This window comes from Pigmentiphaga sp. NML030171 (genome assembly GCF_002188635.1).
In the GTDB taxonomy this organism is placed as follows: Bacteria; Pseudomonadota; Gammaproteobacteria; order Burkholderiales; family Burkholderiaceae_B; genus Pigmentiphaga; species Pigmentiphaga daeguensis.
Genome location: NZ_NINX01000036.1, coordinates 87,902 through 114,864, shown reverse-complemented (window position 1 = coordinate 114,864; position 26,963 = coordinate 87,902). Strand labels below are relative to the sequence as shown.

Here is a 26,963-nt window from a genome sequence, read left to right as displayed (position 1 = left end):
CGTCCTGCCTGGTGTCCAGATTGGCTGTCGCTCCCGATTCCAGCGCTCGCGCGGGCCTCGTGCCCGGTGCCTGCGATCTTTCGTCTCTCAACACCCTGGGGCTGGCCAGTTCGGCGCCGGCCTGCGTCACGCTGCGCAGCCGCGACGAGCTGCCGGCGCTGGCCTGCCTGGCGCGTTCCGACGGTGCGGGGCTCCTGGTGCTGGGCGGCGGCAGCAACCTGGTTCTGCCGCCCCGGGTGCGCGGCCTGGTGGCGCGGATGGCGCTGCGCGGCATCCGGCTGTTGGCCCAGGACGACGAGTCCCGCGTGGTCGAAGCCGCGGCGGGCGAAATCTGGCACGACTTCGTTACCCATTGTGTCGAACAGGGCTGGGGCGGGCTGGAAAACCTCGCGCTCATTCCCGGCACGGTCGGCGCGGCGCCGGTGCAGAACATAGGTGCCTATGGTGTCGAACTGCGCGACCGCTTCGCGGGCCTGACGGCTTACGACCTGCTGCGCGACGCCTGGACGGAGATGGACGCGGCGCAATGCGCCTTCGCCTATCGGGACAGCGTCTTCAAGCGCGAACCCGGACGTTGGGTCATCACCGCCGTGCGGTTGCGACTGCCCCGGCAATGGACGCCCGTGCTGGACTATCCCGATCTGCGGCGGCACGAGAGCCTGGCGGGTTCGCCTACGGCACGCGACGTATTCGAGGCGGTCTGCGCGATCCGGCGCGCGAAGCTGCCGGACCCGGCCGTGCTGGGCAATGCTGGCAGTTTTTTCAAGAATCCGGTGGTGCCGGCCGCGCAATACGAGCGGCTGCATGCCCGTTTTCCCGGCCTGGTGGCGTATCCGCAAGAGGACGGCGGCTACAAGCTGGCCGCGGGGTGGCTGATCGACCAATGCGGCTGGAAGGGGCGTCGCATGGGGCCGGTGGGGGTGCACGAGCGCCAGGCGCTGGTGCTGGTCAATCATGGGGGCGCGCAATCGGGCGACGTGCTTGCGCTGGCGCGGGTCGTGCAGCACGACGTGCGCGAACGCTACGGCCTGGAACTGGAGATCGAGCCGGTCGTGGTGCCGGGTATCGACCCCTAGGCCGCTTCCTGCAGTGCCGCGTGCTGCCGCACGAAGCGCAGCAGCAGCTCGCGGGCCTCGGGGGCGGGGCGCAGCCGGGCGTTCAGCGCCTGGACGTCGAAGCCTTCCTCGCCCAGCCTGGGGCCGAAGTGCGCGAGGTAGGTCCCCATGATGCGGGGGCAGAACTCGGGATGGTACTGGCTGGAAATCACGCGATCGCCGTATTGCACGATCTGGTGCGCGTCGTGTTCCGAGCGTGCCAGCACGGTGGCGCCGGCCGGCAGCTCCATCACGCTTTGCTGGTGGATCAGGTGCGCGGGAAAGCGCGAGGGCAGTCCCGCGAGCAGGGGAACGTCGCTGGCGGCAGGCAGCAGTTCGACCGTCTGCGTGCCCACCTCGCGGCCGCGGGGATGAAAGTCGACCCTGCCGCCCAGCGCATGGGCCAGCAACTGGTGTCCGTAGCAGATGCCCAGGATGGGCAGGCCCTGGTCCGCCGCGCGCCGTATCCAGGCGGCCGTGCGTTCGCTCCAGTCGGCCAGGTCGGTGACCATGGCGGGCGAGCCGGTGATGATGGCGGCGCGGTAGCTGGAGGGCGGCCGCAGCTCGGCCCCCTGGTGCACGGCCACGACTTCCACGTCGTCGGCGCGCAGCCCGGCCGCTTCGCGGATCATGCAACTGAAGGTGCCGTGCCGGTTGGACACCGGTTCGGGCGGGAGCCCGGTCTGGATGATGACTAGAGGCGGATGGGCGTTCTCGTTCATGGCGCTCGAAAAACAAATCGGCGGCCCGAGGGCCGCCGACGGCGGGTCAACGCCAGCCCGTCTCCGGGCTGGTGGTAGGCACAGGTTCGGACGGTTGGCTCATCCGCGCTTGCGACGGGCGTTTTCCGCGATGCGCATGCGCAGGGCGTTCAGTTTGATGAAGCCGCCGGCATCGGCCTGGTCATAGGCGCCGCCGTCGTCGTCGAAGGTCGCGATGGTCTGGTCGAACAGCGTGTTCTTCGAATCGCGGGCGACGGTGTAGACGTTGCCCTTGTACAGCTTCAGGCGCACCCATCCGTTCACGGCCTGCTGGGTGTGGTCGATCAGCACCTGCAGCGCCTTGCGCTCGGGGCTCCACCAGTAGCCGTTGTAGATCAGGCTGGCGTAGCGCGGCATCAGGTCGTCCTTGAGGTGGGCGACTTCGCGGTCCAGCGTGATGGATTCCATCGCGCGGTGGGCGCGCAGCATGATCGTGCCCCCCGGGGTCTCGTAGCAGCCGCGCGACTTCATGCCGACGTAGCGGTTTTCCACCAGGTCCAGGCGTCCGATGCCGTGCTTGCCGCCCAGCTTGTTCAGCTCGGTCAGCACTTCGGCGGGCGTCATGCGCTTGCCGTTCAGGGCGACGATGTCGCCGTGCTCGAACTCGACGTCGAGGTATTCGGGGGCGTCGGGCGCGGCTTCAGGCGCCACGGTCCAGCGCCACATCGATTCCTCGGCCTCGGCCTTCGGGTCTTCCAGGTGACGGCCTTCGTAGCTGATGTGCAGCAGGTTCGCGTCCATCGAGTAGGGCGCGCCGCCCTGCTTGTGCTTCATTTCGATGGGGATGCCGGCTTTTTCGGCGTAGGCCAGCAGCTTCTCGCGCGAGAGCAGGTCCCACTCGCGCCACGGGGCGACGACCTTGATGCCCGGCTCCAGCGCGTAGTAGCCCAGTTCGAAGCGGACCTGGTCGTTGCCCTTGCCGGTGGCGCCGTGGGAGACGGCGTCGGCCTTGACCGCGCGCGCGATCTCGATCTGGCGCTTGGCGATCAGCGGGCGGGCGATGGAGGTGCCCAGCAGGTACTCGCCTTCGTAGATGGTGTTGGCGCGGAACATCGGGAAGACGAAGTCGCGGACGAATTCCTCGCGCAGGTCGTCGATGTAGATGTGTTCCGGCTTGATGCCGAACTTCAGGGCCTTGGCGCGTGCCGGCTCGAGCTCTTCACCTTGGCCGATGTCGGCGGTGAAGGTGACGATTTCGCACTGATACGTGTCCTGGAGCCATTTCAGGATCACGGATGTGTCAAGACCGCCCGAGTAGGCAAGTACGACCTTCTTTACTTCGCTCATTGATGTTCCCAGGGCATGGACGGCCCGCGCTTGGGCGGTGCAGCTTTCTGGCCGGTCAGGTCACCGGGATATGGGGGCGCACCCAAGGGGCGCTCCGTGCCATATGCGCGGGATCGTGCAATCGCCCCCCGGCCTCACAAGGGCGATCCGGGATTGTACCACCCCCTACCCGCTTCGCGGGCCCCCTCCAGGGGGCGGCGCTGGCGGACCGGCAAAGCCGGATCCGCGGCGCCCTGGGTCTAGGACCTGTTTCTTGGTACGCCACACCGTTGCCGCCGTTGGCAGCCAGCGAAGCTGGGTGCGCAATTCAAAGAGCCGGTACTAGACCCAGGATGCGGCGGATCCGGCTTTGCCGGTCCGCCCGCATCGCCCCTGGGGGCGCGCGTAAGCGCGTAGGGGGGGTCATAGTTTGCCCAGAAGCAGAAATTCCATCAGGGCTTTCTGGACGTGCATGCGGTTTTCGGCTTCGTCCCACACCACGCTCTGGGGGCCGTCGATGACTTCGGCGGTGACTTCCTCGCCGCGGTGGGCAGGCAGGCAGTGCATGAAGACCGCGCCGGGGTCGGCCACGGCCATCATGTCGCTGTCGACGCACCAGTCGGCGAAGGCGGCGCGGCGCTCCTCGTTCTCGGCTTCGAAGCCCATGCTGGTCCAGACGTCGGTGGTGACCAGGTGCGCGCCCTTGCAGGCTTCCATGGGGTCGGCGAACTGCTTGAGCCGCTCGGCGTCGACGACGCCCGCGCGTTCGGGCTCGAGCTCGTATCCGGGCGGGGTCGAGACGTGGAGGTTGAAATCCAGCAGCTCGGCGGCCTGCAGCCAGGTGTTGCACATGTTGTTGGAGTCGCCCACCCAGGCCACGGTCTTGCCCTGGATCGAGCCGCAATGCTCGATGTAGGTGAAGATGTCGGCCAGGATCTGGCAGGGGTGGAACTCGTTGGTCAGGCCGTTGATGACCGGCACGCGCGAGTAGGCGGCGAAACGCTCGATCTTGGTCTGCTCGAAGGTGCGGATCATGACCAGGTCGACCATGCGGGAGATGACCTGGGCGGAGTCCTCGACCGGCTCGGAGCGGCCGAGCTGGGAGTCGCCCGTGGTCAGGTGGATGACCGAGCCGCCCATTTGGTACATGCCGGCTTCGAACGACACGCGGGTGCGGGTGCTGGCTTTCTCGAACACCATGGCGAGGGTGCGGTCGCTCAGGGTGAAGTGCGGTTCGTAGTTCTTGAACTTGCGCTTGATCAGCGCGGCGCGGCTGAACAGATATTCGATTTCCTCGCGCGTGAAGTCGTTGAACTGGAGGAAATGGCGCAGCGGAGGAGAGGTCTTCGGGTTTTGCTGGAGATTTGCGTTCATACGACGCCTCTGACAGGGAGTTGCCGAATCGGCGGGCGGTGCCGTGGCGCCGCGGGCCATCGACTCATCGGCTCGTTTCGCGGAAAGGGTCAATGATACCCGAGGCATTGTTACAGGCGGCGGGGGCGGTATCGGCCGCGCCAAGATTGTGCGCGTCGCGCCGGCGACCTGGTCCGCGTGGCGCCGGAAGCGGTCGTGCCGCGCTGCCCGCCGTTGAGCATGCGGGTGGAGGGCGAGGGGGACGATACGCTACAATGGCGAGCTTCCCTGGCGGGGCGTGCACCCGCCCGCTGCGAGCCTGGCGGGACCCTATCGGGCCTTGCCGGGTCCGCGTCGAGCCCCGCCGTCGCGCGGGGCGGCCCGGTCGGCGCATGCAACGCCGGTGTGCAACAGACCGGGCTCAGGATCCATCGGGTTCACGAGACCCCTCACCGCGGACTCCTTCCGCAGACAACGACGATGGCTGAAAGCGTCAGGCAGTTCATTATCCAGGGTATCACTTCCAACGGCAGCAAGTTCCGCCCCAGCGATTGGGCCGAACGCCTGGCCGGCGTGATGTCGCCTTTTCGGCCCAAGGGGAGCGTGGCGAGTCCTTTCACCTATTCGCCCTATGTCGTGCCCACCTTCATCGACGGCGTCAAGTGCGTGGTGGTCGACGAACGGCTGCGGGCGCTCGAGCCCCTGGCCTGGCAGTTCGTGAACGATTTCGCGCGCGACAACGATTTGCGCACGGTCGAGGCCTGCCTGATTCCCGACGCCCAGGGCAAGCCCCGGCAGCCCTGAGGGGCGGCGGGGCGTCTCCCTGCGCGAGCGGGGTATCTGCTTGCGATATGTATGGACGAACGAACGCCAGCCTGGCAGGAGGATATCCTGCCAGGCTGGCGTCTTGCGCGCGCGGCGCCGGGCCGCGCAGCGGAGTCAGATCAGGCCAGGGCCTTGACGGCGGCGGCCAGGCGGCTCTTGTGGCGAGCGGCCTTGTTCTTGTGAATGATCTTCTTGTCCGCGACGCGGTCGATGACGCTGGTGGCTTTCTGCAGCACTTCCGTGGCGGCGGCCTTGTCGCCGGCTTCCACGGCCTGGCGCACGCGCTTGATGGACGTGCGCAGCATCGAACGCAGGCTGGAGTTGTGCTTGTTGCGGACCACTGCTTGGCGGGCGCGCTTGCGTGCTTGGGCGGTATTAGCCATGAAAATTCCGTATCTGGTAGGGCGAAGTCACGACTTGCTATATGTGCTATACGCGGCGGCAGGAGCTTCGCAAAGCCAAAGACTATAGCCCCAAATGGCCGTAAAATCAAATGCTTCGTGGCGAAGTCCCCGCAAAACCACGAGCAAGGCAACCATACTCGCGCGGCGCGCCGCGTACAAGACAAGGTCATCCATGAATTTGCTGCGCGCCGCGGCCACGATCAGTAGTTATACCCTGTTGTCCCGCATCACCGGCCTCGTGCGCGACGTGCTGATCGCCCGGGCGTTCGGCGCGGGCAGCCTGACCGACGCGTTCTGGGTCGCCTTCCGCATTCCCAACCTGCTGCGGCGGCTGTTCGCCGAGGGAGCGTTCTCGCAGGCTTTCGTGCCGATCCTGGGCGAGGTCCGGAACCGCCATGCGCCCGAGGACACCCGCCGCCTCCTGGATCACGTGGCATCGCTGCTGACCTTCGCGCTGATGGCGGTGACGGCAGTGGGCGTGATCGCCGCGCCCTGGGTGGTCAGCGCAATGGGCAGCGGGCTGCGGGGCGCGGAGCGCGCGGCCGACTTCCAGGCGGCGGTCTGGATGACCCGCGTCATGTTCCCCTACATATTGTGCATGTCGCTGGTGGCCTTTGCCTCGGGCGTGCTCAATACCTGGCGGCATTTCGGCGTGCCGGCGTTCACCCCGGTGCTGCTGAACCTGTCGATGATCGCCGCCAGCCTCTGGCTCGCGCCGCATCTGGACGTCCCCCTCTATGCCCTGGCGCTGGGGGTGATGGCCGGCGGCGTGGCGCAGCTGGCGATGCAGTTCGCCGCCCTGGCGCGGCTGGGCCTGTGTCCCCGCATCGGCACGGGGCTGCGCGCGGCCTGGGCGGACCCTTATGTGCGGCGCATCCTGAGACAGATGCTGCCGGCCATCGTGGGTGTCTCGGTGGCCCAGGTGTCGCTGCTGATCAACACCAACATCGCCACCTGGCTGGCCCCGGGCAGCGTCACCTGGCTGTCCTTCGCCGACCGGCTGATGGAGTTCCCCACCGCGCTGCTGGGCATCGCGCTCAGCACCGTGCTGCTGCCCAACCTGTCGCAGGCGCATGCCGCCGGCCATGCCGAGGAATACAGCGCGTTGCTGGACTGGGGGTTGCGCCTGACGCTGCTGCTGGGCCTGCCCGCCTGCCTGGGCATGGCGCTGATGTCCAAGGCCCTGGTCAGCACGCTGTTCCACTACGGCGCCTTCACCGCCGCCGACGTCGCCCAGACCCGCATGGCGGTGGTCGCCTACGCGGTGGGCCTGATCGGACTCCTGTCCGTGAAAATCCTGGCGCCCGGTTTCTACGCCAGGCAAGATATCCGTACGCCGGTCAAGATCGCGCTGGTGGTGCTGGTGGCCACGCAGTGCCTGAACCTGGTGTTCGTGCCGTGGCTGCATCACGCCGGGCTCGCGCTGTCCATCGGGCTGGGCGCCTGCATCAATGCGCTCGCTCTTCTTGCGGGCCTGCGCCGGCGCGGCGTCTATCGGCCGGCGGCCGGGTGGGGCGGTTTCCTGGCGCGGGTGGCGGTGGCGCTGGCGGCCATGGGCGCCGCATTGTGGCTGGCCGAACAGCGTGTGGACTGGCTGGGCCTGCAGGCTCACGCCTGGCTGCGTGTGGCCCTGCTGCTGGGCGCGGTGGCCGGCGCCGCCGTGATCTATTTCGGCGCGCTGTTCGCGCTGGGTTTCCGGCTGCGCGATTTCCGGCGCCGCGCGGCTCCGCCCAGGGAATAGGAAGCGCCGGCAACCGGGAGCACCGAAGCGATGCCTGACGCGCCGATCAACCGCACGAGCGAATTCCTTCCGCATACCGCGTTCTGGATCCGCGATCAGGCCACCGCGGTCGGGCAGCCGCCGCTGCACAAGCACGAGTACTTCCAGGTCTACGTGAACCTGGCGGGCCGCACCGAGCACGTGCTGGGCGCGACAGTGCGGCCCATCCTGCCGGGCACGCTCAGCTTCATCATGCCGCTGCCCGTGCATTGCATCCGGCATGTCGAGCCGGCCGAATTCTTCGTCATCAACTTCCGCCGCGATTTCCTGCGGCCGGAGTCGCGCATCGACCTGCTGGAGCTGGAGGATGTCTCCGTCGACGAGATGCCCGAACTCGCGCCCTTCCTGTATCAGGAACACCTGGATTTCGAACTCGGCGCCGACGAACTGGCCGAGGTGCGCCGCTTGTGCCTGCGCATGCAGGCCGAGCACGACCGGGGTGGCTTCTATGCCATCGAATTCATCCGCGCCGACCTGTTCCGCCTGATCGGCCTGGTGTGCCGCCGGTACCAGGACGACCTCCAGGCACTGGCCCGAACCTCGATGCTCCAGGGCAGCCGCCGCGCATCGCTGGCCCGCGTGAGCCGCTTCATGCGCGAGCACCTGTCCGAGCCCATCACGCTGGCGGACGCGGCGGCCGCCGCCTACCTGTCGACCCACTATCTTGCGCATCTGCTCAAGCGGGAGACCGGCCGCACCTTCACCGAGATCCTGGCCGACCAGCGCATGGACCTCGCGTGCCGGATGTTGACGGGATCGTCGCGGCCGATCGCCGAGATCGCGGCCAGCGTGGGCTTTCCCGACGAGGCCTACTTCGCCCGGCGTTTCCGGCAGCTGCGCGGCGTGACGCCCAGCGCCTATCGCGGCCAGGCCGCGGGCCGCGATAGCCCGGCCGAACGGGGCGAGGCCTGGCAGGCGCCGTCCTGATTTTGTCCAAATAGTCGCCAATCCCGTCCATGGCCGGCGGCGGCCGCGCTTCCTATACTTTTTCGCATGCGCGGGGCGTGCGGGGCATGCCGTCCGCGCCACCGGAAAAGGGAGGGCGCCATGTATCGACCGTTACGCCGGCTGGGACTTGCCGCATGCCTGTGGGCAAGCGCGATGGGAGCGGCCGCCGCGGCCGAGGCGGACTACCCGTCCCGTGCGGTCCGCATGGTGGTGCCCTATGTCGTGGGCGGCAGCACCGACCTGCTGGGCCGCCAACTGGCGCAGCGGCTGGGCGCCGCGCTGGGCCAGCAGGTCTTCGTCGAGAACCAGGGCGGCGCCGGCAGCACGATAGGCACGGCCACGGTGGCGCGGGCGCAGCCCGACGGCTACACCATAGGACTGCTGGATACGGCCTTCGCCATCAATCCCAGCCTGTACGCCAACCTGCCCTACGACAGCCTGAAGGATTTCGATTTCCTGTCGGTGGTCGCCACCGCGACCGGCGTGCTGGTGGTCAACAGCAAGCGCATCAAGGCGCGGACGGTGCGGGAACTGGTGGCCGAGGCCAAGGCCAGGCCCGACCAGCTCAGCTTCGCGTCCGCCGGCGCGGGCACCGTCGTCCACCTCCATGGCGAGACCTTCAAGACCGCCGCCGGGATCAAGCTGCTGCACGTCCCCTACAAGGGTGCGGGGCCGGCGATCGCGGACCTCCTGGGAGGGCAGGTGGACATGATGTTCAACCTGCCGGCGCTGGTCGTGCAGCAGGTCAAGAGCGGCGTGCTGGCTCCGATCGCGGTGACCGGCGACAAGCGTTCGCCGCTGTTCCCCGACACCGCGTCCTTCGCCGAGGCGGGCTATCCGGGCGTCGATGCCGTGTCGCTGTGGGTGGTGGCCGCGCCCAAGGGCCTGCCCGCCGCCGTCCACGACAAGCTGGTGGCCGCCATCGAACAGGCCATGGCGGGGCCGGACATGCAGGCCAAGCTGGCCGAGAGTTCGTTCGAGCGCACCGTCGTGCCGTATCCGCGCAGCGTGGATTTCGTGCGCGAGCAGATGGCCAAGTTCGCCGCCGCGGTGAAGGCTTCCGGCGCGACGGTGAACTGATGCGCATCGTCGACGTCATCGAGAAGACGGTCGCGCTGGAGTCGCGCCTGTCCAACGCCCGCTCCGATTTCAGCCAGATGACCGCCACCGTGGTGGCGGTGGTCTCGGACGTGATCCGCGACGGGCGGCCGCTGGTGGGATTCGCGTTCAACTCCTTCGGCCGCTATGCCTGCGGCGAGCAGATCCGCGACCGGATCGCGCCGCGCATCCTGGGGGCCGATCCCGACAGCCTGCTGGATGCGACGGGACGCAACTTCGATCCGGCGGCGATCCTGGCCTGCGGGCAGCGGCGGGAGCGGCGCGGCGGCTACGCGGAACGCGCCATTCCCATGGGCACGGTGGACGTGGCCGTATGGGACCTGGTGGCCAAGGTCGAGGACAAGCCGCTGCACGCCGTGCTGGCCGAGCGCCACGGCGGCGGGCGGGCACGGACGCATGCCCCGGTGTATGTCGGTGGCGGCTGGTATTTCCCGGGCCAGGCCGCGCGCGACCTGAAGGACGAGATGATCCGTTACCGCGACGCCGGCTACCGGATGGTGAAGATGAAGATAGGCGGTTTGTCCGTGGACGAGGACTGCCGGCGCATCGAGGCGGTGCTGAGCGAGATGGGCGACGGCCGGGCCCTGGCCGTGGACGCGAGCTGCGCGTTCGGCCGCGACACCGCGCTGGACTATGCCCGGGCCATCGCGCCCTACGGCCTGCGCTGGTTTGAAGAGCCCTGCGATTTCCTGGAGTACGACATCTATGCCGAACTGGCCCGCGCCTACGAGGGGCCCCTAGCCACCGGCGAGAACATGGCCTGCGGCAAGGAGCTGGACCATTTCCTGTCCTACGCGGGCTTTCGTCCGGATCGCGACATCATCCAGCTCGATCCTCCGCTGTCCTTCGGCATCACCGAATACCTGAACGTGCTGGAGGTGGCCGGCAGGCACGGCTTCGCCCGTTCCGCGATGTATCCGCACGGCGGCAACCTGATGTGCCTGCACCTGGTCGGCGGCCTGGGGCTGGGAGGATGCGAGTCCTACCCGGACACGTTCGGGATCTTCAGCGGCTTCGGCGAGGAAGTCGCCATCGCAGACGGGCAGGCCATCCTGCCGCAGTCGCCGGGCATCGGCTTCGAGCGCCAGCCCGGCCTGTACGCCGTGATGAAGGACATGGCGGGACGTTGACACAAGAAAGGAGCAAGGATGAAGATCGGACGCATGGCCACCGTGGCCGGAGCGCACGTGTGCGCGATCGAGGGAGATCGCGTCGTCGACCTGGCGCTGGCCGCCTGCGCGGCGGACCGAGAATGGATGGCGCCGTTGTTTCGCGACCTGCGGCTGTTCCTGGCAGCGGGCGACATGGCCCGCGAGGCGGCCGCCGGCCTGGCCGCGTCCGGGCCGGCCGTCCCGCTGGAGTCGGTGCGCCTCCTGGCGCCCATCGAGGCGGGATCGAAGATCCTCGCGCACGTCGTCAACTACTTCGACCATGGCGCCGAGGGCAAGCTGACGCCGCCCGAGCAGCCTTTCTTCTTCACCAAGCTGCCCGGCACGGTGGTGGCTCCCGGCGACCCCATCGGCGGCCACGACTTCTCGAGCAAGATGGACTACGAGGCGGAACTGGCGGTCGTGATCGGCAGGGAAGGGCGCGACATCGCCGAAGAGGACGCCTACGACCACGTGGCGGGCTACACCGTCTGCAATGACGTGAGCTACCGCGAGCTGCAGGCCAACGAGGCGGCGCCGACGCTGACCGGCCGCTACGGACAGAACTGGCTGCAGGGCAAGAGCCTGGACCGCTCCTGCCCGCTGGGGCCGGCCATCGCGCTGGCGCGGGACATTCCCCGGCCGTATCCGCTGCGCATCATGTGCCGGGTCAACGGCGAGACCCGCCAGGATGCGTCCACCGAGCAGATGATCTTCAAGATCCCGGCGCTGGTCGCGCACATTTCGCGTGCGATGACCCTGCGGCCGGGCGACGTCATCGCCACCGGCACGCCCGCGGGCTGTGGCGTGGCCGACGGCCGCTACCTGCGGCCGGGCGATGTCGTCGAATGCGAGATCGAGAGGGTGGGAAGCCTGCGCAACACGGTGATGGCGGCGGTCCGGGCCTGAGCGGCCCGGACCCCGCCGCCGCGCCCGGCCGCTAGAGCAGCGGCACCAGCAGCAGCGCGACGATGTTGACGATCTTGATCAGCGGGTTCACCGCCGGTCCGGCCGTGTCCTTGTAGGGGTCGCCCACGGTGTCGCCGGTGACGGCGGCCTTGTGGGCCTCGGAGCCCTTGCCGCCGTGGTGGCCTTCCTCGATGTATTTCTTGGCGTTGTCCCAGGCGCCGCCGCCGGTGCACATGGAAATGGCGACGAACAGCCCGGTCACGATGGCGCCCATCAGCATGCCGCCCACCGCCATGCGCGCCGACTCGCCGCCCATCAGCACGCCGATGACCAGGGCCAGAACGATGGGCACCACCACGGGCAGCGCCGAGGGCACCATCATTTCCTTGATGGCAGCCTTGGTCAGCATGTCCACCGCCTTGCCATATTCTGGCTTGCCGGTGCCTTCCATGATGCCGGGGATCTCGGTGAACTGGCGCCGGACCTCGACCACCACCGATCCCGCGGCGCGGCCCACGGCTTCCATCGCCATCGCCGCGAACAGGAAGGGAATGAGGCCGCCCACGAACAGGCCGATGATGACGGCCGGCTCGGCCAGCGAGAAATCGACGTTCTTGCCGAGATGGTCGAGCGCGTGGGTGAAGTCGGCGAACAGCACCAGCGCGGCCAGGCCGGCCGAGCCGATGGCGTAGCCCTTGGTGACCGCCTTGGTGGTGTTGCCCACCGCGTCCAGCGGATCGGTGATGTTGCGCACCGATTCGGGCATCTGCGCCATCTCGGCGATGCCGCCGGCGTTGTCGGTGATGGGGCCGTAGGCATCCAGCGCGACGATGATGCCGGCCATGGACAGCATGGCGGTGGCCGCGACGGCGATGCCGTACAGGCCCGCCAGCGTATAGGCGGCGTAGATGGCCAGGCAGACCAGGATCACGGGCGCGGCGGTGGACTTCATCGAGACCGCCAGGCCGGCGATGATGTTGGTGCCGTGTCCGGTGGTCGAGGCCTGCGCCACGTAGCGCACCGGCTTGTATTCGGTGCCGGTGTAGTACTCGGTGATCCAGACGATCAGGCCGGTCAGCACCAGGCCCACCACCGTGCAGCCGTAGAGCCGGCCCAGGCTGTTGCCGTCGTCCAGCGGGGTGCCGGCGAACACCCAGGCCGTCAGCGGGTAGAACACCACCAGCGCCAGGATGCCCGCCACCGCCAGGCCCCGGTACAGTGCGCTCATGATGCGCTTGCCGGGGCTGGCCTTGACCGCCATGCAGCCCAGGATCGAGGCGATGATGGAGAAACCGCCCAGGACCAGCGGGTAGATCACCGCCTGCAGCGGCGCCACCTCGATCACCAGCGAGCCCAGCAGCATGGTGGCCACGATGGTGACGGCATAGGTCTCGAACAGGTCCGCCGCCATGCCGGCGCAGTCGCCCACGTTGTCGCCGACGTTGTCGGCGATGACGGCGGGATTGCGCGGGTCGTCCTCGGGGATGCCGGCCTCGACCTTGCCCACCAGGTCGGCGCCCACGTCGGCGCCCTTGGTGAAGATGCCGCCACCCAGCCGGGCGAAGATGGAAATCAGCGAGGAGCCGAACGCCAGGCCGATCAGGGGCTGCAACTGCTCGTGCAGCCCGGCGCCTTCGGCGCCCGACAGGTTGGTGCCCAGCAATACCCACAGCAGCACGGTGATGCCGGTCAGCCCCAGGCCCACCACCAGCATGCCTGTGATGGCGCCGCCGCGGAAGGCGACGGTCAGGGCTTCGTTCAAGCCCCGGGTGGCAGCCTGGGCGGTACGCACGTTGGCGCGCACCGAGACGTTCATGCCTATGAAGCCCGCGGCGCCGGAAAGCACGGCGCCCACTGCGAAGCCCAGCGCGCACGGCCAGCCCAGGCCGGGCACGAGGCCGATGACGATGAACAGCACCACGCCGACGATGGCGATGGTCGTGTACTGACGGGCGAGATAGGCTTGAGCGCCCTGCTGCACGGCCGTCGCGATTTCCACCATGCGGGTATTCCCGCTTTCCTGCTTGAGGATCCAGAAGGTGGAAATCGCGCCGAACGCCACGGCCAGAAGGCCGCATACGAGCGCGAATGACAGACCGGTTGCCATGCAACTCCTCCTTTTGTTCAACTACGAAAGTTTCAAAAACTACCGAGCAAACAAAAAACAGTGCAAGACATCCCCGATCCAGGGCACAGCGGATCCGGCTTTGCCGGTCCGCTAGTGCCGCCCCTGGGGGCGCGCGTAAGCGCGTAGGGGGGGCTTTATTTCAGCGCATCGAACAGGCGGGTCTTGATCTCGTCGACCGAGCCGACGCCGGAGATCTTGCGGTAGCGGGGCGCCTTCGCGTCGCCTTCGGCGGCCCACTGAGAGTAATAGTCGACCAGCGGCCGGGTCTGCTGCCGATAGACCTCGAGACGCTTGCGCACCGTCTCTTCCTTGTCGTCGTCGCGCTGGACGAGCGGTTCGCCCGTGACGTCGTCGACACCGGCGTTCTTGGGCGGGTTGAAGCGCAGGTGGTAGGTGCGGCCGCTGGCCAGGTGCACCCGGCGGCCGCTCATGCGTTCGATGATCTCTTCCTCGGGGACGTCCACCTCGATCACGAAATCCAGCGGCACGCCGGCCGACCGCAGCGCCTCGGCCTGGGGGATGGTGCGGGGGAATCCGTCGAACAGATAGCCATTGGCGCAGTCCGGCTCTTTCAGCCTGTCCTGGACGAGGCCGATGATGATGTCGTCGGACACGAGTCCGCCGGCATCCATGACTTTCTTGGCTTCGATGCCCAGGGGCGTGCCGGCCTTGACCGCGGCCCGCAGCATGTCGCCGGTGGAAATCTGGGGAATGCCGTAACGGTCCTTGAGGAACGCGGCCTGAGTGCCTTTGCCGGCGCCGGGCGCTCCGAGCAAGATTAGACGCATTGATGCTTCCTGATTGAGTTGGTGTTCTTGGCCTGCGGCGTTACCGGCGCACACACCGCTGGCCCGGCCCATCAGGGTCCAGGCCGCGAACTTGTCGCCGGGATGGTGATGAAGGCCGATGCGCTGCGGCATGCGGTCGATGTCGGTATGCCGACCCCCCTATGGCCGCGTGTTTCAGGCACGAGTGTCCCCAAACTTACCTCAAGCGCGCGGCGCCGGTCAAATCAGCTTTGGGCCGCCACCAGCCGCCGCACGAATTCGAGATCGGCGGCCGTGTCGACGCCCGGCGCGGGGGCCTGCGGCGTGACGTGGACCTGGATGGCATAGCCGTGCTCGAGCGCGCGCAACTGTTCCAGCGACTCCCATCGTTCGAGCCGGCCCTGGGGCAGGGTGGGGAAACGGCGCAGGAAGCCCACGCGATAGGCGTAGAGGCCGATGTGGCGCAACGCGGGCAGGCCGGGCGCGAAGACGCGCTCGCCGCCGGCCAGGGCATCGCGGGCCCAGGGGATGGGGGCGCGCGAGAAATACAGGGCATGGCCGTCGGCGCCGCAGACGACCTTGACGAAGTTGGGGTTGAACAACTCTTCGGGGGTGTCGATGGGATGCGCCGCCGTGGCGATGGCCGCCGCGCTGTGGCGGTCCAGCGTCTGGGCCACGTGGGCCACCAGCGCGGGATCGATCAGGGGTTCGTCGCCCTGGATGTTGACCACGATGTGCGTGTCGTCCAGCTCGAGCGCGTCGCAGGCCTCGGCCAGCCGGTCGGTGCCGGTCGGATGGTCGGCGCGGGTCATCAGGCTGTCGAAGCCGTGCGCGCGAACCGCGTCGCGGATGGCGGCGTCGTCGGTGGCCACCAGGATGCGGGATGCGCCGCTGGCCTCGGCCTGCCGCGCGACGCGGACGATCATGGGGACGCCGCCGATGTCCGCCAGCATCTTGCCGGGCAGGCGCGTGGAAGCGGCGCGGGCCGGGATGATGGCGGTGAAGTCGGCCTGATCAGGCATGGGGTGCCTCGGCGGCCGGGGCATCGGTCTCGTCCTGCCAGGGCTGGGCCTCGGATTCGAGCATGACCGGAATGCCGTCGCGGATCGGGAAGCTCAGGCGGTCGGCGCGGCAGCCCAGGAGGCGAGCGGCGCGGTCGTGGCGCAGGGGCCCCTTGCAGAGCGGGCAGACCAGGATGTCAAGCAGGCGTATGTCCATGGAGTCGGGTTTCCAGCCAGTCGAAGAACGCGGGGTCGGACAAATGCGCCGAAACGGTGACGGCCCACACGCGCGGGTCGTCCACCGCCGGACATTTTACGGCGTCCTTGTCGGTGACGAGTATGAGATCGGCTTCGATCGCGGCAAACGGCGGGCGCGCGTAATCGTAGTGGTCGGGCAGGCCCAGCGTGACGTCCAGCCGGACGCCGGCGCGGCGCAGCGTGGCGAAGAAGCGGCCGGGGTTGCCGATGCCCGCCACCGCGGCGATGCGGCGCATCGAGGCCAGCTCCGCCAGCGGCCGCCGTTCGCCGTCGGCCAGGCGCCAGGCGCCGTCGACGACGAGGTCCATGTCCACGGCGCGGACGCCGGCCGGCGCGGCGGGCAAGGGGGCGCCGGCGCCGCCGCTGCGATTCGTGACGATCGCGTCGACATCGCGCAGGCGAGACGCGGGCTCGCGCAGCGGACCGGCGGGCAGCAGCCGGCCGTTGCCGATGCCTCGTTCGTCCTGCACCACGATCTCGAGGTCGCGGGCCAGCGCAAGATGCTGCAGTCCATCGTCGGACAGGATCACGTCGACATGGGGGTGTGCTGCCAGCAGTGCGCGCGCGGCGTCGGCGCGGCGGGGGTGGACCGCCACCGGGACGTCGGCCTGGCGTGCGATCAGGGCCGGCTCGTCGCCGAAGTCCGCGGGGTCCAGCTGGCCGCAGCCCACGCGGGGAGCGGGGCCGACCCGCACCCCGTAGCCCCGGCTGATCACGCCCGGTTGGCGGCCGCGCGCCCGCAGGGCGCGAGCCGCGGCCACGATGAAGGGAGTCTTGCCGGTGCCGCCGACATAGACGTTGCCGACCACGACGACCGGCACGCCCACCCGCTCGGCCCGCCGCCAGCCTGCCCGGTAGCCGAGGCGCTTGGCGGCGACCACGGCCGAGGCCAGCAGGGACAGGGGGGAAAGCAGCCACGACAGCCATCCGCCCGTCTGCCACTGGCGTTGCAGCACCGAGCGCAGGGCGGGGTCCGGCATCATCTGCCCGATGCCGCCGGCGCGGCCTGTGTGGTGAATCCTATGCGCGAGATGCCGGCCCGCCCCGCCGCTTCCATGGCCCGCACCACGGCCTGGTGGGTGGCCGCGGCGTCCGCGTCGATCACCAGCGAGGGATCGTCCCGTCCGGCCGCCGCCTTGCGCAGCGCCTCGGACAACTGGTCGGCATCGGCAATGGGCAGCGCCTTGCCGTTGAGCGCGTAGCGGCCGTCGGCCGCGACCGTGACGGTCAGGCCGGCGGAGGCTTCGGCGGACTGCGCGGTCGCGTCGGGCAGGCGCACGGACAACTGGCTGAAGCGCGAGAAGGACGTGCTGGCGGCCAGGAAGATCAGGATGACCAGCAGGACGTCGATCAGCGGGATCAGGTTGATGTCGGGCTCGTCGGTATCGAGGTGGCGGCGGAAGTTCATGGGCGGGCGCCGGGCCGCATCACTCGGCTTGCAGGCTGTCGGCCAGGCGGGCGGCGGCCCGTTCCAGGTCGTGCAGGCTGTCGTTGATGCGGGCGCGGAAATAGCGGTAGAAGATCATGGCGGGGATGGCGATGAAGATGCCCAGTCCCGTGTTGTACAGTGCCACCGAGATGCCGTGCGCCAGTTGCGCGGGATCGCTGCCGGCCGGCGCGTACGAGCCGAAGATCTCGATCATGCCGACCACGGTGCCGAACAGGCCCATCAGCGGCGCCACCGCGGCGATGGTGCCGATCGCGCCGACGTAGCGGTTCAGGTTATGGGCGACCGTCTCGCCCGATTGCTCGAGCGCGTCCTTGAGCGCGGGGCGCGAGCGATGGGCGTTGCGCAGTCCCGCGGCCAGGACGCGGCCCAGCGGCGAGTCGGCTTCGAGCCGGGTCACGATTTCGGGAGTGATGCGCCGCTTTTGTACCAGGGCCAGGACGTCCTCCAGTAGCCTGGGCGGGGCGATCCTGCTTCGACGCAGGGCGAGCAGGCGTTCGACGATGAGCGTCAGCGCGATGAACGAAGTGGCGATCAGCGGCCAGATGGGCCAGCCGGCCTCGCGGACGATGGCGAGCAAGAAACCTCTCCTTTTCGATGAAGGCGAGAATGTACGGGCGTGGGCGGGCGAGGGCAAGTCGCCGGCTCGAAAGTATCCACAGAATCTGTGGATAATTATGTGTGTAACTTGGCCCCGGGCCACGAAATATGCGGTTCTTGCTAGGATGCCCGCTTTTGATTCAGTGATCGGTGAAGTTAAAAAACCAATCAAATCAATGGCTTATAAGAAAATAATGCTGTCTGTGACAGAGAAATTACTTGACAACCATAGTTTTCAAGCCTGTGGAAAGCTTCTTGCCTGGAAACCCTCATGAATTCTGGTTTTGCGTCCGCACATGACGATTTTTCGCGGGGGATCCTGACTATCTCCCAGCTAAACCGCGCGGTGGCGGGCTTGTTGGAGCGCAACATCCCTCTGGTGTGGGTGCGGGGCGAAGTGTCGAATTTCACCGCGGCGGCTTCCGGCCATTGGTATTTCACGCTCAAGGACGGAGGCGCCGCCGCGCGCGGCGTCATGTTTCGCGGACGGGCCATGCTGGTGGGCTTCACGCCCCGGGAAGGCGACCGCATCGAGGTCAGGGCGCGCGTGTCGCTGTACGAGCCGCGCGGCGATTATCAATTGCAGGTCGAGGCCATGCGCCGGGCCGGCCAGGGCGATCTGTTCGAAGCCTTCCTGCGGCTCAAGGAGAAGCTGTCGGCCGAAGGGCTGTTCGACCCGGCCCGCAAGCGCCCGACCGCGGCCGTGCCGCGCGCGCTGGGCATCGTCACGTCCCTGCAGGCGGCGGCGCTGCGCGACGTGCTGACAGCGCTGGCGCGGCGGGTGCCGCATGTCCGGGTGGTGATCTATCCGGCTCCGGTCCAGGGGGACGAGGCCGGGCCGAGGCTGGCGCAGGCCATCGCGCTCGCGAACCGGCGCGCGGAGGTCGATACGCTGCTGCTGGTGCGGGGCGGTGGCAGCATCGAGGACTTGTGGGCGTTCAACCATGAAGGGCTGGCGCGGGCCATCGTCGCCAGCGCGATCCCGGTCATCAGCGGCGTCGGCCACGAGACCGACTTCACCATCGCCGATTTCGCCGCCGACCTGCGGGCGCCCACGCCCACGGCGGCCGCCGAGATGGCGGGCCTGCCGCGCGAGCAGTGGCTGGCACGCCTGCGCCAGGCGGCCCAGGACCTGAGACGGGCGCAGCGGCGCCGTCTCGAGCAGGCCGGGCAGCGGCTCGACCGCGCGGCGGCGCAACTGATATCCCCGCGCGAGCGCCTGGCGCGGCAGCAGGAACGGCTGGCTGCGCTGGTGCGCGGCCTGGGCGCGGCCTGGGCCGGCGCCCAGCGCGACCGCGAGGCCGAGGCCGGCCTGCTGCGGCAGCGGCTGATCGCCCAGTTGCCGGACCCCGCGCGGCTGTCGGCGCGGGTGGACGACCTGGCGCGCCGCGTGCGGCAGTGCCAGGCGTACCAGCTCGCCCGCCTGCAGCAGCGGCTGGCCTCGCATGCCGCGCACCTGCGCGCGCTGGGGCCCGAGCAGACGCTGGCGCGCGGCTACGCCATCGTGCGCGACGAGCAGGGGGGCATCGTGCGCCAGGCACGCAGCTTGCAAGCCGGCGCGCGGCTCGACCTGAGCTTCGCCGAAGGCGCCGCCCAGGCCTCGGTGACGGCGGTCGAGCCCGACCGCGGGCTGGTGTGAAGGCCTCGATCCGCGCGGCCGCCAGGGCGTGACATGACTGCGTCGCCCTGGCGCGTTAACCTTGCGTGACGCGGGGACTTCCGAGCCAAGCGGCATACTTGCCGATAAAATGCCCCCGCAAACCTCCCAACCAGAAGCAGGAGCTCAGATGGAACACACTCTTCCGCAATTGCCGTATCCCCAGGACGCCTTGGCTCCGACCATCTCCAAGGAAACGCTGGAGTACCACCACGGCAAGCACCACCAGACCTACGTCACCAATCTGAACAACCTCATCAAGGGCACGGAGTTCGAGAACGCCTCGCTCGAGGACATCGTCAAGAAGTCGTCCGGCGGCATCTACAACAACGCCGCGCAGCACTGGAACCACTCCTTCTACTGGAACTGCCTGACGCCCAAAAGCACCCCGCCCGCCGGCAAGCTGGCCGATGCCATCAACGCCAAGTGGGGCAGCTTCGATGCGTTCAAGGACGCCTTCAACAAGCAGGCCGCCGCCAACTTCGGTTCGGGCTGGACCTGGCTGGTCAAGAAGGCCGACGGCTCGGTCGACATCGTCAACACCGGCGCCGCGGGCAATCCGCTGACCACCGGCGACACGCCGCTGCTGACCTGTGACGTGTGGGAACACGCCTACTACATCGACTACCGCAATGCCCGCGTGAAGTACCTCGAGAACTTCTGGGGCATCGTCAACTGGGAATTCGTGGCCAAGAACCTCGGCTGATTCCCGTCGCGGCCCCGCGGGGCCGCCGCATGACGCGCGCTGTCGCAAGCTTAGGCTTGAATGCACAGCGCGCGTTTTTCATTGTTTCAACATGAAAGCTCGACGCTCAGTGCCCTGGCGCGACCAGGCCTCCATCACCGTGCGGCGCAAGGGACGGCAGGTCCTGCGTGTATCGCGCAAGACCTTCCGCTACGCGCTGGTCCTGTGCGGGGCGGCGGTCGTGGCCTTGCTGTCGCTGGCCTTCGCCTGGCTGGCCGAGATCGCGCTGGAGTGGAACCGCCACTGGACCTCGGCCGCGCCGTGGGCCGCGCTGGTGGTCGTTCCCCTGGCGATGGCGGGCCTGCGCTGGCTGACCTTGCGGCTCGCGCCTATGGCGCGGGGCAGCGGCATTCCGCAGGTCATCGCGGCCACCTCGATCCCGGCATCCATCGCCTCCTCGGGGCTGGTGTCGCTGCGGCAGGCGCTCTGGAAGATTCCGCTGACCGCCATGGCGCTGCTGGCCGGCGCCTCGGTGGGGCGCGAGGGGCCTTCGGTACAGGTAGGCGCGGCGGCCATGCTGGCCTGGGGCAGGTTCTGGCAGGAGCGGATAGGCGTCAAGCTGGAATTCCGGGCGAACGAACTGATCGCCGCGGGCGCGGCCGGCGGCCTGGCGGCGGCATTCAATACGCCGTTGGCAGGCGTGGTGTTCGCCATCGAGGAGCTGGGACGGGGCGCGGCCGTGCGCTGGAACCGCCTGGCGTTGTCGGGCGTGCTGGCGTCGGGTTTCATCGCGCTGGCCATCGCCGGCAACAATCCTTATTTCCATGCCGCGGCGGCGGCCGGGTTCGCCCAGGGGGCGTGGGGCTGGACCCTGGCCAGCGGCGTGTTGAACGGCGCCGTGGGCGGGCTGTTCGCCGCCACGATGGTGCGCGGCGTGACGGGGCTGGTTCCGGCGCGGTGGCGCCCCTGGCTGCAGCAGCATCCGGTGCGGGTGGCCTTCCTGTGCGGCCTGGTCGTGGCGGTGCTGGGCTGCCTGACGGGCGGTGCCACCTACGGCACCGGCTATGAGCAGACCGCAGCGCTGCTGAACGGGCACCCCGTCGAGAGCGCCTGGTTCGGAATCGCCAAGTGGGCGGCGACCATCGCCTCGTACGTCTGCGGCATTCCCGGCGGCATCTTCACGCCGTCGCTGGCCATAGGCGCGGGCATGGGCGAACACATCGTGCAACTGGCCGGTCCCGCCGCCGATCCGCGCACGCTGGCGCTGGTGTCGATGGCGGCCTTCCTGGCGGCGGCGACCCAGGCCCCCATCACGGCCAGCGTGATCGTCATGGAGATGACGCGCAGCCAGGACCTGATGTTCCACCTGCTGATGGCCACGCTCGTCGCGTCGCTGGTGTCCCGGCAATTCTGCCCGCGGCCGTTCTATCACGCGATGGCGCTGCGTTTTCACAAGGAAGTCATGCATCCCCACCACCGGCCATCCGCCGGGCCTGCAAACGCCGCGCCGCCAAGTGGTGCCCAAATGTAATTTTGTGAAGTCCATGCTTCACAATAGGGGGCTCTCACCCTCTAATAGCGGCTACGGAAAGCACGCACGAAGGCGTGTCCGGGGGATTTCATGGCAGACAAGAAGAAGGCGGCCGCCTGGGCCGCGGGCGTGGTATTGCTGGCCGCGGTGGCGGTCGGCGCATGGTGGGCGGGCAAGCAGTCCGGGGGAGGGGGCGGCGAGCCGCCCGCCTCCGAGCTGGTCGGCAGTGCCGATCCCTTCACATTGCTCGAGTGCAGGACGCGGTTGTTCGACGAGTCGCTGGCGCTGGCCGTGACGTTCTCGCAGCCGCTCGACCGCCGCCAGTCGCTGGGCAAGCTGCTGCAGGTGGTCGACCTGGGAGCGGCCTCGGGCGACGACGAGGCCGCCAAGACCCAGGGCAAGCCGCAGCCCGGCCAGGCGCTGCCGGAAGGCAAGCCGGTGGCGGGCGAATGGTCGCTGGGCGACAACCCGCGCGTCGCCTATTTTCCCTACATCCAGCCGAACCGCCGCTATGCGATCGCCGTACCCGAGTCCGTCAAGGGCGCGGGCGGCCAGGCGCTGCCCGAGGCCTTCGGCTGCGAGGTGGCCAGCGAAGCCATGCCGCCGTCCTTCTATTTCGCCAGCCGCGGGGTGGTGCTGCCCGCGGGCCAGAACGGCGGGCTGCCGGTGGTCACGGTCAATACGCCCGAGGTCGACGTCCAGTTCCTGCGCATCGACCCGGCGCAGTTCCCCCGGTTCTTCGAGCAGGTGCTGGGCGTGCGCCGGCCCGTCGCCAAGACCGACCCGGACGCCGAGGACGAGAGCGACGAAGACGACGAGTGGCGCTACAGCGGCAACCGCAGCCTGAAGGGCACGGTGGGAAGCTGGGACCTGGACCGCCTGAAGGACGTGACGCGCAGCGTCTATGCCGGCCGCTTCCTGACCGACGACAAGGCCAACCGCCGCCACGTCACCTTCCTGCCGGTCGAGGGCATCAAGGAACTGAAGGACCCCGGGATCTACGTGGCCGTGATGAGCCAGCCCGGACGTTTCCGCGACGAATACCAGGTCACCTACTTCTACGTCAGCGATATCGGCCTGCATACGCGGCGTTATGCCGGCCAGCTCGACGCGTTCGCGACCTCGCTCAAGAGCGGCAAGGCGATGGACGACGTCGAGTTCGAACTGTTGGACGCGAACGCGAAGTCGCTCGGCCGCGCCAAGGCCGACGGGCAAGGGCGGGCCGTGTTCACCGGCAGCTTCGAGGCCGCGCGCATCCTGCTGGCGCGCCGGGGCGCGGAGCTGTCCGTGGTGGCGTTGGCCGAGCCCGCGCTGGACCTGTCCGAGTTCGACGTGGGCGGCTATCCGTCCCGCGACAACAAGCTGTTCGTCTATGCCGGCCGCGATCTCTACCGGCCGGGCGAGCGCTTCGACGTATCCGTGCTGGTGCGCGACGCCGACGGACGGGCCGTGCAGGCCGCGCCCATCACCGCCACGCTGAAGCGGCCGGACGGCCGTACCGTGCGCACCGCCCTGTGGCGGCCCGACGCGCAGGTGCCGGGCTACGTGCGGGAGGCCATCGAACTGCCAGCCGACGCGCAGACGGGTACCTGGCTGCTGGAGACGCGGCTGGATCCGGCGGCCCGCGCGGCGGATGCCTCGTGGAAGTTCCAGGTGGAAGAGTTCCTGCCCGAGCGCATGAAGCTGGACCTGAAGTCGCGCGAAGGCGTGCTGGAGGCCGGCCGGCCCCTGAACGTGAAGGTGCAGGGCGACTACCTGTACGGCGCGCCCGCGGCCGGCAACCGGCTGTTGGGGACGGTATCCATCGAGCGCGACCGCTATGCGCTGCCACGGCAATGGCCGGGCTTCCTGTTCGGCGACTTCGCCGACGACGATCGCAAGCAGCGGCGCGACCTGGAGGAGACCACGCTGGACGACAAGGGCGCGGCGGCCGTCGCCGTGCCGGTGGACGTGTCCGGCACCGCCTCGCCCATGAAGGTGAAGGCCAGCTTCAGCCTGCTGGAATCGGGCGGCCGCCCCGTGGTGCGTTCCATCGAGCGCAGCGTCTGGCCGGCGCCGTCCCTGATCGGCGTGCGCCCGCTGTTCGATCGCGACGTCGCGCGCGAGGGCACGATGGCCGAGTTCGAGGCGGTGCGCGTGGATCCGCAGGGCAAGGTCGTGCCGCTCAAGCAGGCCCAGTTGCGCGTATATCGCGAAGAACGGGTGTACTACTGGCGCTTCGACGATCAGCGCGGATGGAACAGCGGATTCACCGAAACCGAGGAACTGGTCGAGTCGCGCGTGCTGGCGCTGCCCGACCGCGTGAAGTTCGGCGTGCCGGTCAAGTGGGGCCGCTACCGGCTGGAGCTGAGCGATCCGGAGCACGGCGATACGCTGCGCTACCGCTTCTATGCCGGCTGGGGAGCCCAGGATGCGGAAGAAATGGGCAACCGCCCGGACCGGGTGCAGCTCAAGCTGGACCACGCGCCCGTGCGCGAGGGCGAGACGGTCAAGCTGTCTATCACGCCGCCCCACGACGGCGAGGCGCTGATCGCGGTCGAGGGCGGCACCATGCTGTGGAGCCAGCGCACCAGCGTGAAGGCGTCGGGGTCCACGGTCGAGATCCCGGTTGGCAAGGACTGGAGCCGCCACGACCTGTACGTGTCGGTCACCGTGTTCCGTCCGGGCAGCCAGGGAGACCGCGTCACGCCGGCGCGCGCGCTGGGCCTGGCCTATCTGCCGCTGTCCCGCGACGATCGCAGGCTGGCCGTGGAGCTGGCCGCGCCGGCCAAGGTGCTGCCCGAGAAGCGGACCACCGTGAAGGTCAAGGTCGGCAACGCGGGGCAGGGCCAGCAGGCGTACGTGACGCTGTCCGCGGTCGACGTGGGCATCCTGAACATCACGCGCTATGCGACGCCCGACCCCTTCGACTTCTTCTTCGGCAAGCACCGCTATGCGCCCGAGCTGCTGGACCTGTACGGCAAGCTGATCGAGAAGATGGAAGGCACGCAGGGCAAGCTGAAATGGGGCGGGGACGCCGCGATGCGCGACACCCGCAGCATGCCGGTGAAGGTGCGGCTGGTGGACCTGTTCAGCGGGCCGGTGCGGCTGGACGAGCAGGGCGAGGCGCAGATTCCGCTCGACCTGCCCGACTTCAACGGCACGCTGCGCCTGATGGCCTCGGCCTTCACGCCCGACCGCTTCGGCAACGCGCAGGCCGAGATGGTGGTGGCGGCGCCGGTGGTGGCCGAGTTGTCGACGCCGCGCTTCATCAGCCCGGGCGACGAGGCAGCGATCGCGCTGGACGTGACCAACCTGAGCGGCGCGCCGCAGACGCTGACGGTGAACCTCGAGGGCCTGGACCCGGTACGGATACGGGGCGGGTCGCAAAGCGTGAGCCTGGCCAACCAGCAGCGCACCACGCTGCGCTTCGTGGCCGAGGCCACGGGCGCCTACGGGCTGGGGCGGCTGCGATTGACGGTCGACGGCCAGGGAGGCGCGAACCCCATCCGCATCGTGCGCGAGTCGCTGTTGCAGGTCCAGCCGCCGGTCGCGGCGACGCGCGACGTGCGCCGCGTCCGGCTGGGACAGGGCGAGAGCCTGAAGCTGGAGTCCAGCTGGATCGCGAAGCTGTATCCGGATTCGGCCAGCGCCAGCGTGGCGATCTCCAACAAGCCGCCGTTCAACGTCAAGCGCCTGGTTCAGGGGCTGCTGGACTATCCCTATGGATGCCTGGAGCAGACCGCCAGCGCGGCCTATCCCCATGTATTCATCGGCGAGGACGAAGCCCGTGCCTGGGGGCTGACGCCGCGCACGCGGGCCGAGCGCGAACGCATGATCGAAGGCGCGGTCGGCCGTATCGCCGGCATGCAGAAGGCAGGCGGCGGCTTCGCGCTGTGGGGCGACGGTGCCCAGGAGATCTGGCTGTCGGCCTATGTGACAGGCTTCCTGCAGGATGCCCGCACGGCGGGTTTCAACGTGCCCGACCTGGTGTCGCGCCGCGCCTCCGACTGGTTGCTGAGCCAGTTGCAGCAATCCTCGGCCAACTTCCCCAGCCTGCCGCAGAACCTGCTGGCCCAGCTTGCCGCCGGCCCCGGCCAGCGGCTGCGTGACAACGACTACAACCTGCTGCGCGACAGCCATCGCCGCTTCGCCGAGCTGGCCAACGCGGCCTACGTGCTGGCCCGCGAGCAGAAGGCGCCGTTGTCCACCCTGCGGGTGCTGTACGACAACTACCGCGACCGCTCGCGCTCGCCGTTGCCGCTGGTGCACCTGGGCATCGCCCTGAAGCTGATGGGCGACGAGACGCGCGCGCGTTCGGCCTTCGACGAGGCGATGACGCGCGGCTACGGCATCGACGTCAATCGCTACGGCGGCTATGGCGAATGGCTGGGCGACTACGGTTCGGCGCTGCGCGACTACGCGATGTCCTATGCGTTGATGATGCAGCACCAGATCGATCATCCGCGGCGCGAGGCCCTGCTGGGCGACGTGGCCGGCCGCCTGGGCAGCCGCAGCTATCTGTCCACCCAGGAGCAACTGGCGCTGTTCCTGGCCGCGCGGGCGGCGGGCGGCGTTGCCGGGGCGCAATGGACGGCGAGGCTGCGCACGGCCCAGGGCGAGCAACAGCTCAGTTCGCGCGACACCGAGGCACGCAGCTTCACGGCCGCGCAGCTGGCCGGCGGCGTGGACATCGTCAATACGCAGGCCGATCCGCTGTTCGTCGAGGTGGACGTGCAGGGCTACCCGCGCCAGGCCGAGGCGCCGCGCGCCTCCGGCGTCACGATCGCGCGCAGCTGGTACGAGTCGGACGGACGTCCCTGGAACGGCCGTCCGCTGCAGACCGGCGAGATGCTGATCGTCAAGCTGGACGTCGCCTCCGACCGCCGCATCGAGGACGCGCTGGTGGTGGACCGCGTGCCCGCGGGGCTCGAGGTCGAGAACATGAACCTGAGCCAGGGACCGGACATGGCGGACTGGAAGGTGGGCGGCGTGCAGGTGTCCGAGGCGTTGAACGACACGCGCATCAAGCACCGCGAGTACCGTGACGATCGTTATGTCGCGGCCGTGGCCATACAGGGGCCGGTCACCGTTTTCTATCGCGTGCGGGTGGTCACGCCGGGCCGCTTCGTCGTGCCCGCGCCGGTGGTCGAGGACATGTACCGTCCCGAGATCCGCGCCGTGGGTGCGTCTTCCGGCCCGCTGGTGATCAGCGACCCGCGCGGAGGCGCGCGCTGAGGCGGCGCTGGTTCGCCGCCGCGGCGGCGGGAGCGGTCGCGCTGGGGGCGCTGTGGGCGGCGGAC

Annotated in this window: 22 protein-coding genes; 11 read left to right on the top strand and 11 right to left on the bottom strand. The window is 68.9% G+C overall.

Going from position 1 to position 26,963, the window contains the following annotated elements; translation table 11 throughout:
• Nucleotides 1-59: 59 nt before the first annotated feature.
• A complete protein-coding gene (murB, locus tag CDO46_RS16915; RefSeq protein WP_254914624.1) occupies nucleotides 60-1,076 on the top strand; it encodes a UDP-N-acetylmuramate dehydrogenase in 1,017 nt (338 codons plus the stop codon).
• On the opposite strand, the gene CDO46_RS16910 is transcribed toward murB, so the two are convergent.
• The 3 genes from CDO46_RS16910 to argF form a co-directional block, all read right to left on the bottom strand.
• Nucleotides 1,073-1,816: a glutamine amidotransferase gene (locus CDO46_RS16910; RefSeq protein WP_087839658.1), complete on the bottom strand. Its 744-nt coding sequence runs from the start codon at nucleotides 1,814-1,816 to the stop codon at nucleotides 1,073-1,075. The genes murB and CDO46_RS16910 overlap by 4 nt on opposite strands.
• 99 nt (nucleotides 1,817-1,915) lie before the next feature.
• A complete protein-coding gene (locus tag CDO46_RS16905) occupies nucleotides 1,916-3,142 on the bottom strand; it encodes an argininosuccinate synthase (RefSeq protein ID WP_087839657.1) in 1,227 nt (408 codons plus the stop codon).
• A gap of 402 nt (nucleotides 3,143-3,544) precedes the next feature.
• Nucleotides 3,545-4,495 carry an ornithine carbamoyltransferase gene (argF, locus tag CDO46_RS16900; protein WP_087839656.1) on the bottom strand — a complete coding sequence of 317 codons (951 nt, stop codon included), beginning with the start codon at nucleotides 4,493-4,495 and terminating at the stop codon, nucleotides 3,545-3,547.
• A gap of 459 nt (nucleotides 4,496-4,954) precedes the next feature.
• Between argF and CDO46_RS16895 the strand changes: the two genes are divergently transcribed.
• Entirely contained in the window at nucleotides 4,955-5,278 is a 324-nt protein-coding gene (locus tag CDO46_RS16895) for a DUF3579 domain-containing protein (RefSeq protein WP_087839655.1), read from the top strand.
• A 140-nt stretch (nucleotides 5,279-5,418) separates the two neighbouring features.
• Here CDO46_RS16895 and rpsT read toward each other — a convergent pair whose 3' ends face one another.
• Nucleotides 5,419-5,682, bottom strand: a complete 264-nt coding sequence (gene rpsT / locus CDO46_RS16890) for a 30S ribosomal protein S20 (RefSeq protein ID WP_087780818.1) — start codon at nucleotides 5,680-5,682, stop codon at nucleotides 5,419-5,421.
• Between the two features lie 193 nt (nucleotides 5,683-5,875).
• On the opposite strand from rpsT, the gene murJ reads away from it, so the two are divergent.
• The 5 genes from murJ (at nucleotide 5,876) to CDO46_RS16865 (ending at nucleotide 11,607) form a co-directional block, all read left to right on the top strand.
• On the top strand, nucleotides 5,876-7,444 hold the full coding sequence (murJ, locus tag CDO46_RS16885) for a murein biosynthesis integral membrane protein MurJ (RefSeq protein WP_087839654.1): 1,569 nt from the start codon (nucleotides 5,876-5,878) through the stop codon (nucleotides 7,442-7,444).
• Nucleotides 7,445-7,474: 30 nt separating this feature from the next.
• Nucleotides 7,475-8,410, top strand: a complete 936-nt coding sequence (locus CDO46_RS16880) for an AraC family transcriptional regulator (protein ID WP_087839653.1) — start codon at nucleotides 7,475-7,477, stop codon at nucleotides 8,408-8,410.
• Between the two features lie 120 nt (nucleotides 8,411-8,530).
• Entirely contained in the window at nucleotides 8,531-9,511 is a 981-nt protein-coding gene (locus tag CDO46_RS16875; protein ID WP_165963079.1) for a tripartite tricarboxylate transporter substrate binding protein, read from the top strand.
• Nucleotides 9,511-10,680 (top strand): enolase C-terminal domain-like protein, encoded by a 1,170-nt coding sequence (locus tag CDO46_RS16870; protein WP_087839651.1) that lies wholly within the window; start codon nucleotides 9,511-9,513, stop codon nucleotides 10,678-10,680. Before CDO46_RS16875 ends, CDO46_RS16870 begins: the two co-directional genes overlap by 1 nt.
• Nucleotides 10,681-10,698: 18 nt before the next feature.
• The gene (locus CDO46_RS16865; RefSeq protein ID WP_087839650.1) at nucleotides 10,699-11,607 is read left to right on the top strand and encodes a fumarylacetoacetate hydrolase family protein; all 909 of its coding nucleotides are present in this window, start codon (nucleotides 10,699-10,701) and stop codon (nucleotides 11,605-11,607) included.
• Between the two features lie 31 nt (nucleotides 11,608-11,638).
• Here CDO46_RS16865 and CDO46_RS16860 read toward each other — a convergent pair whose 3' ends face one another.
• The 7 genes from CDO46_RS16860 to CDO46_RS16830 form a co-directional block, all read right to left on the bottom strand.
• Nucleotides 11,639-13,714, bottom strand: coding sequence for a sodium-translocating pyrophosphatase (locus CDO46_RS16860; RefSeq protein WP_087839649.1), 2,076 nt, complete (start codon nucleotides 13,712-13,714; stop codon nucleotides 11,639-11,641).
• Nucleotides 13,715-13,869: 155 nt separating this feature from the next.
• Nucleotides 13,870-14,523 carry an adenylate kinase gene (gene adk / locus CDO46_RS16855; RefSeq protein WP_087839648.1) on the bottom strand — a complete coding sequence of 218 codons (654 nt, stop codon included), beginning with the start codon at nucleotides 14,521-14,523 and terminating at the stop codon, nucleotides 13,870-13,872.
• Nucleotides 14,524-14,747: 224 nt separating this feature from the next.
• Nucleotides 14,748-15,524: a 3-deoxy-manno-octulosonate cytidylyltransferase gene (gene kdsB, locus CDO46_RS16850; protein ID WP_087839647.1), complete on the bottom strand. Its 777-nt coding sequence runs from the start codon at nucleotides 15,522-15,524 to the stop codon at nucleotides 14,748-14,750.
• Nucleotides 15,517-15,720 carry a Trm112 family protein gene (locus CDO46_RS16845; RefSeq protein WP_087839646.1) on the bottom strand — a complete coding sequence of 68 codons (204 nt, stop codon included), beginning with the start codon at nucleotides 15,718-15,720 and terminating at the stop codon, nucleotides 15,517-15,519. The genes kdsB and CDO46_RS16845 overlap by 8 nt, the downstream gene beginning before the upstream one ends.
• Complete coding sequence (lpxK, locus tag CDO46_RS16840) at nucleotides 15,701-16,744, bottom strand: tetraacyldisaccharide 4'-kinase (protein WP_087839645.1); 1,044 nt, start codon at nucleotides 16,742-16,744, stop codon at nucleotides 15,701-15,703. The genes CDO46_RS16845 and lpxK overlap by 20 nt, the downstream gene beginning before the upstream one ends.
• Nucleotides 16,741-17,169 (bottom strand): biopolymer transporter ExbD, encoded by a 429-nt coding sequence (locus tag CDO46_RS16835; protein WP_087839644.1) that lies wholly within the window; start codon nucleotides 17,167-17,169, stop codon nucleotides 16,741-16,743. Before CDO46_RS16835 ends, lpxK begins: the two co-directional genes overlap by 4 nt.
• A gap of 19 nt (nucleotides 17,170-17,188) precedes the next feature.
• On the bottom strand, nucleotides 17,189-17,788 hold the full coding sequence (locus CDO46_RS16830; protein WP_087839643.1) for a MotA/TolQ/ExbB proton channel family protein: 600 nt from the start codon (nucleotides 17,786-17,788) through the stop codon (nucleotides 17,189-17,191).
• Nucleotides 17,789-18,079: 291 nt separating this feature from the next.
• Here CDO46_RS16830 and xseA point away from each other — a divergent pair, with 291 nt between their 5' ends.
• The 4 genes from xseA to CDO46_RS16810 all read left to right on the top strand — a co-directional run bounded on the left by xseA (nucleotide 18,080) and on the right by CDO46_RS16810 (nucleotide 26,898).
• A complete protein-coding gene (gene xseA / locus CDO46_RS16825) occupies nucleotides 18,080-19,447 on the top strand; it encodes an exodeoxyribonuclease VII large subunit (protein ID WP_087839642.1) in 1,368 nt (455 codons plus the stop codon).
• A 148-nt stretch (nucleotides 19,448-19,595) separates the two neighbouring features.
• Nucleotides 19,596-20,171, top strand: a complete 576-nt coding sequence (locus CDO46_RS16820) for a superoxide dismutase (RefSeq protein ID WP_087839641.1) — start codon at nucleotides 19,596-19,598, stop codon at nucleotides 20,169-20,171.
• Nucleotides 20,172-20,262: 91 nt separating this feature from the next.
• Nucleotides 20,263-21,681, top strand: a complete 1,419-nt coding sequence (locus CDO46_RS16815) for a chloride channel protein (RefSeq protein ID WP_087839640.1) — start codon at nucleotides 20,263-20,265, stop codon at nucleotides 21,679-21,681.
• A gap of 90 nt (nucleotides 21,682-21,771) precedes the next feature.
• On the top strand, nucleotides 21,772-26,898 hold the full coding sequence (locus CDO46_RS16810; protein ID WP_087839639.1) for an alpha-2-macroglobulin: 5,127 nt from the start codon (nucleotides 21,772-21,774) through the stop codon (nucleotides 26,896-26,898).
• Nucleotides 26,899-26,963 lie beyond the last annotated feature (65 nt).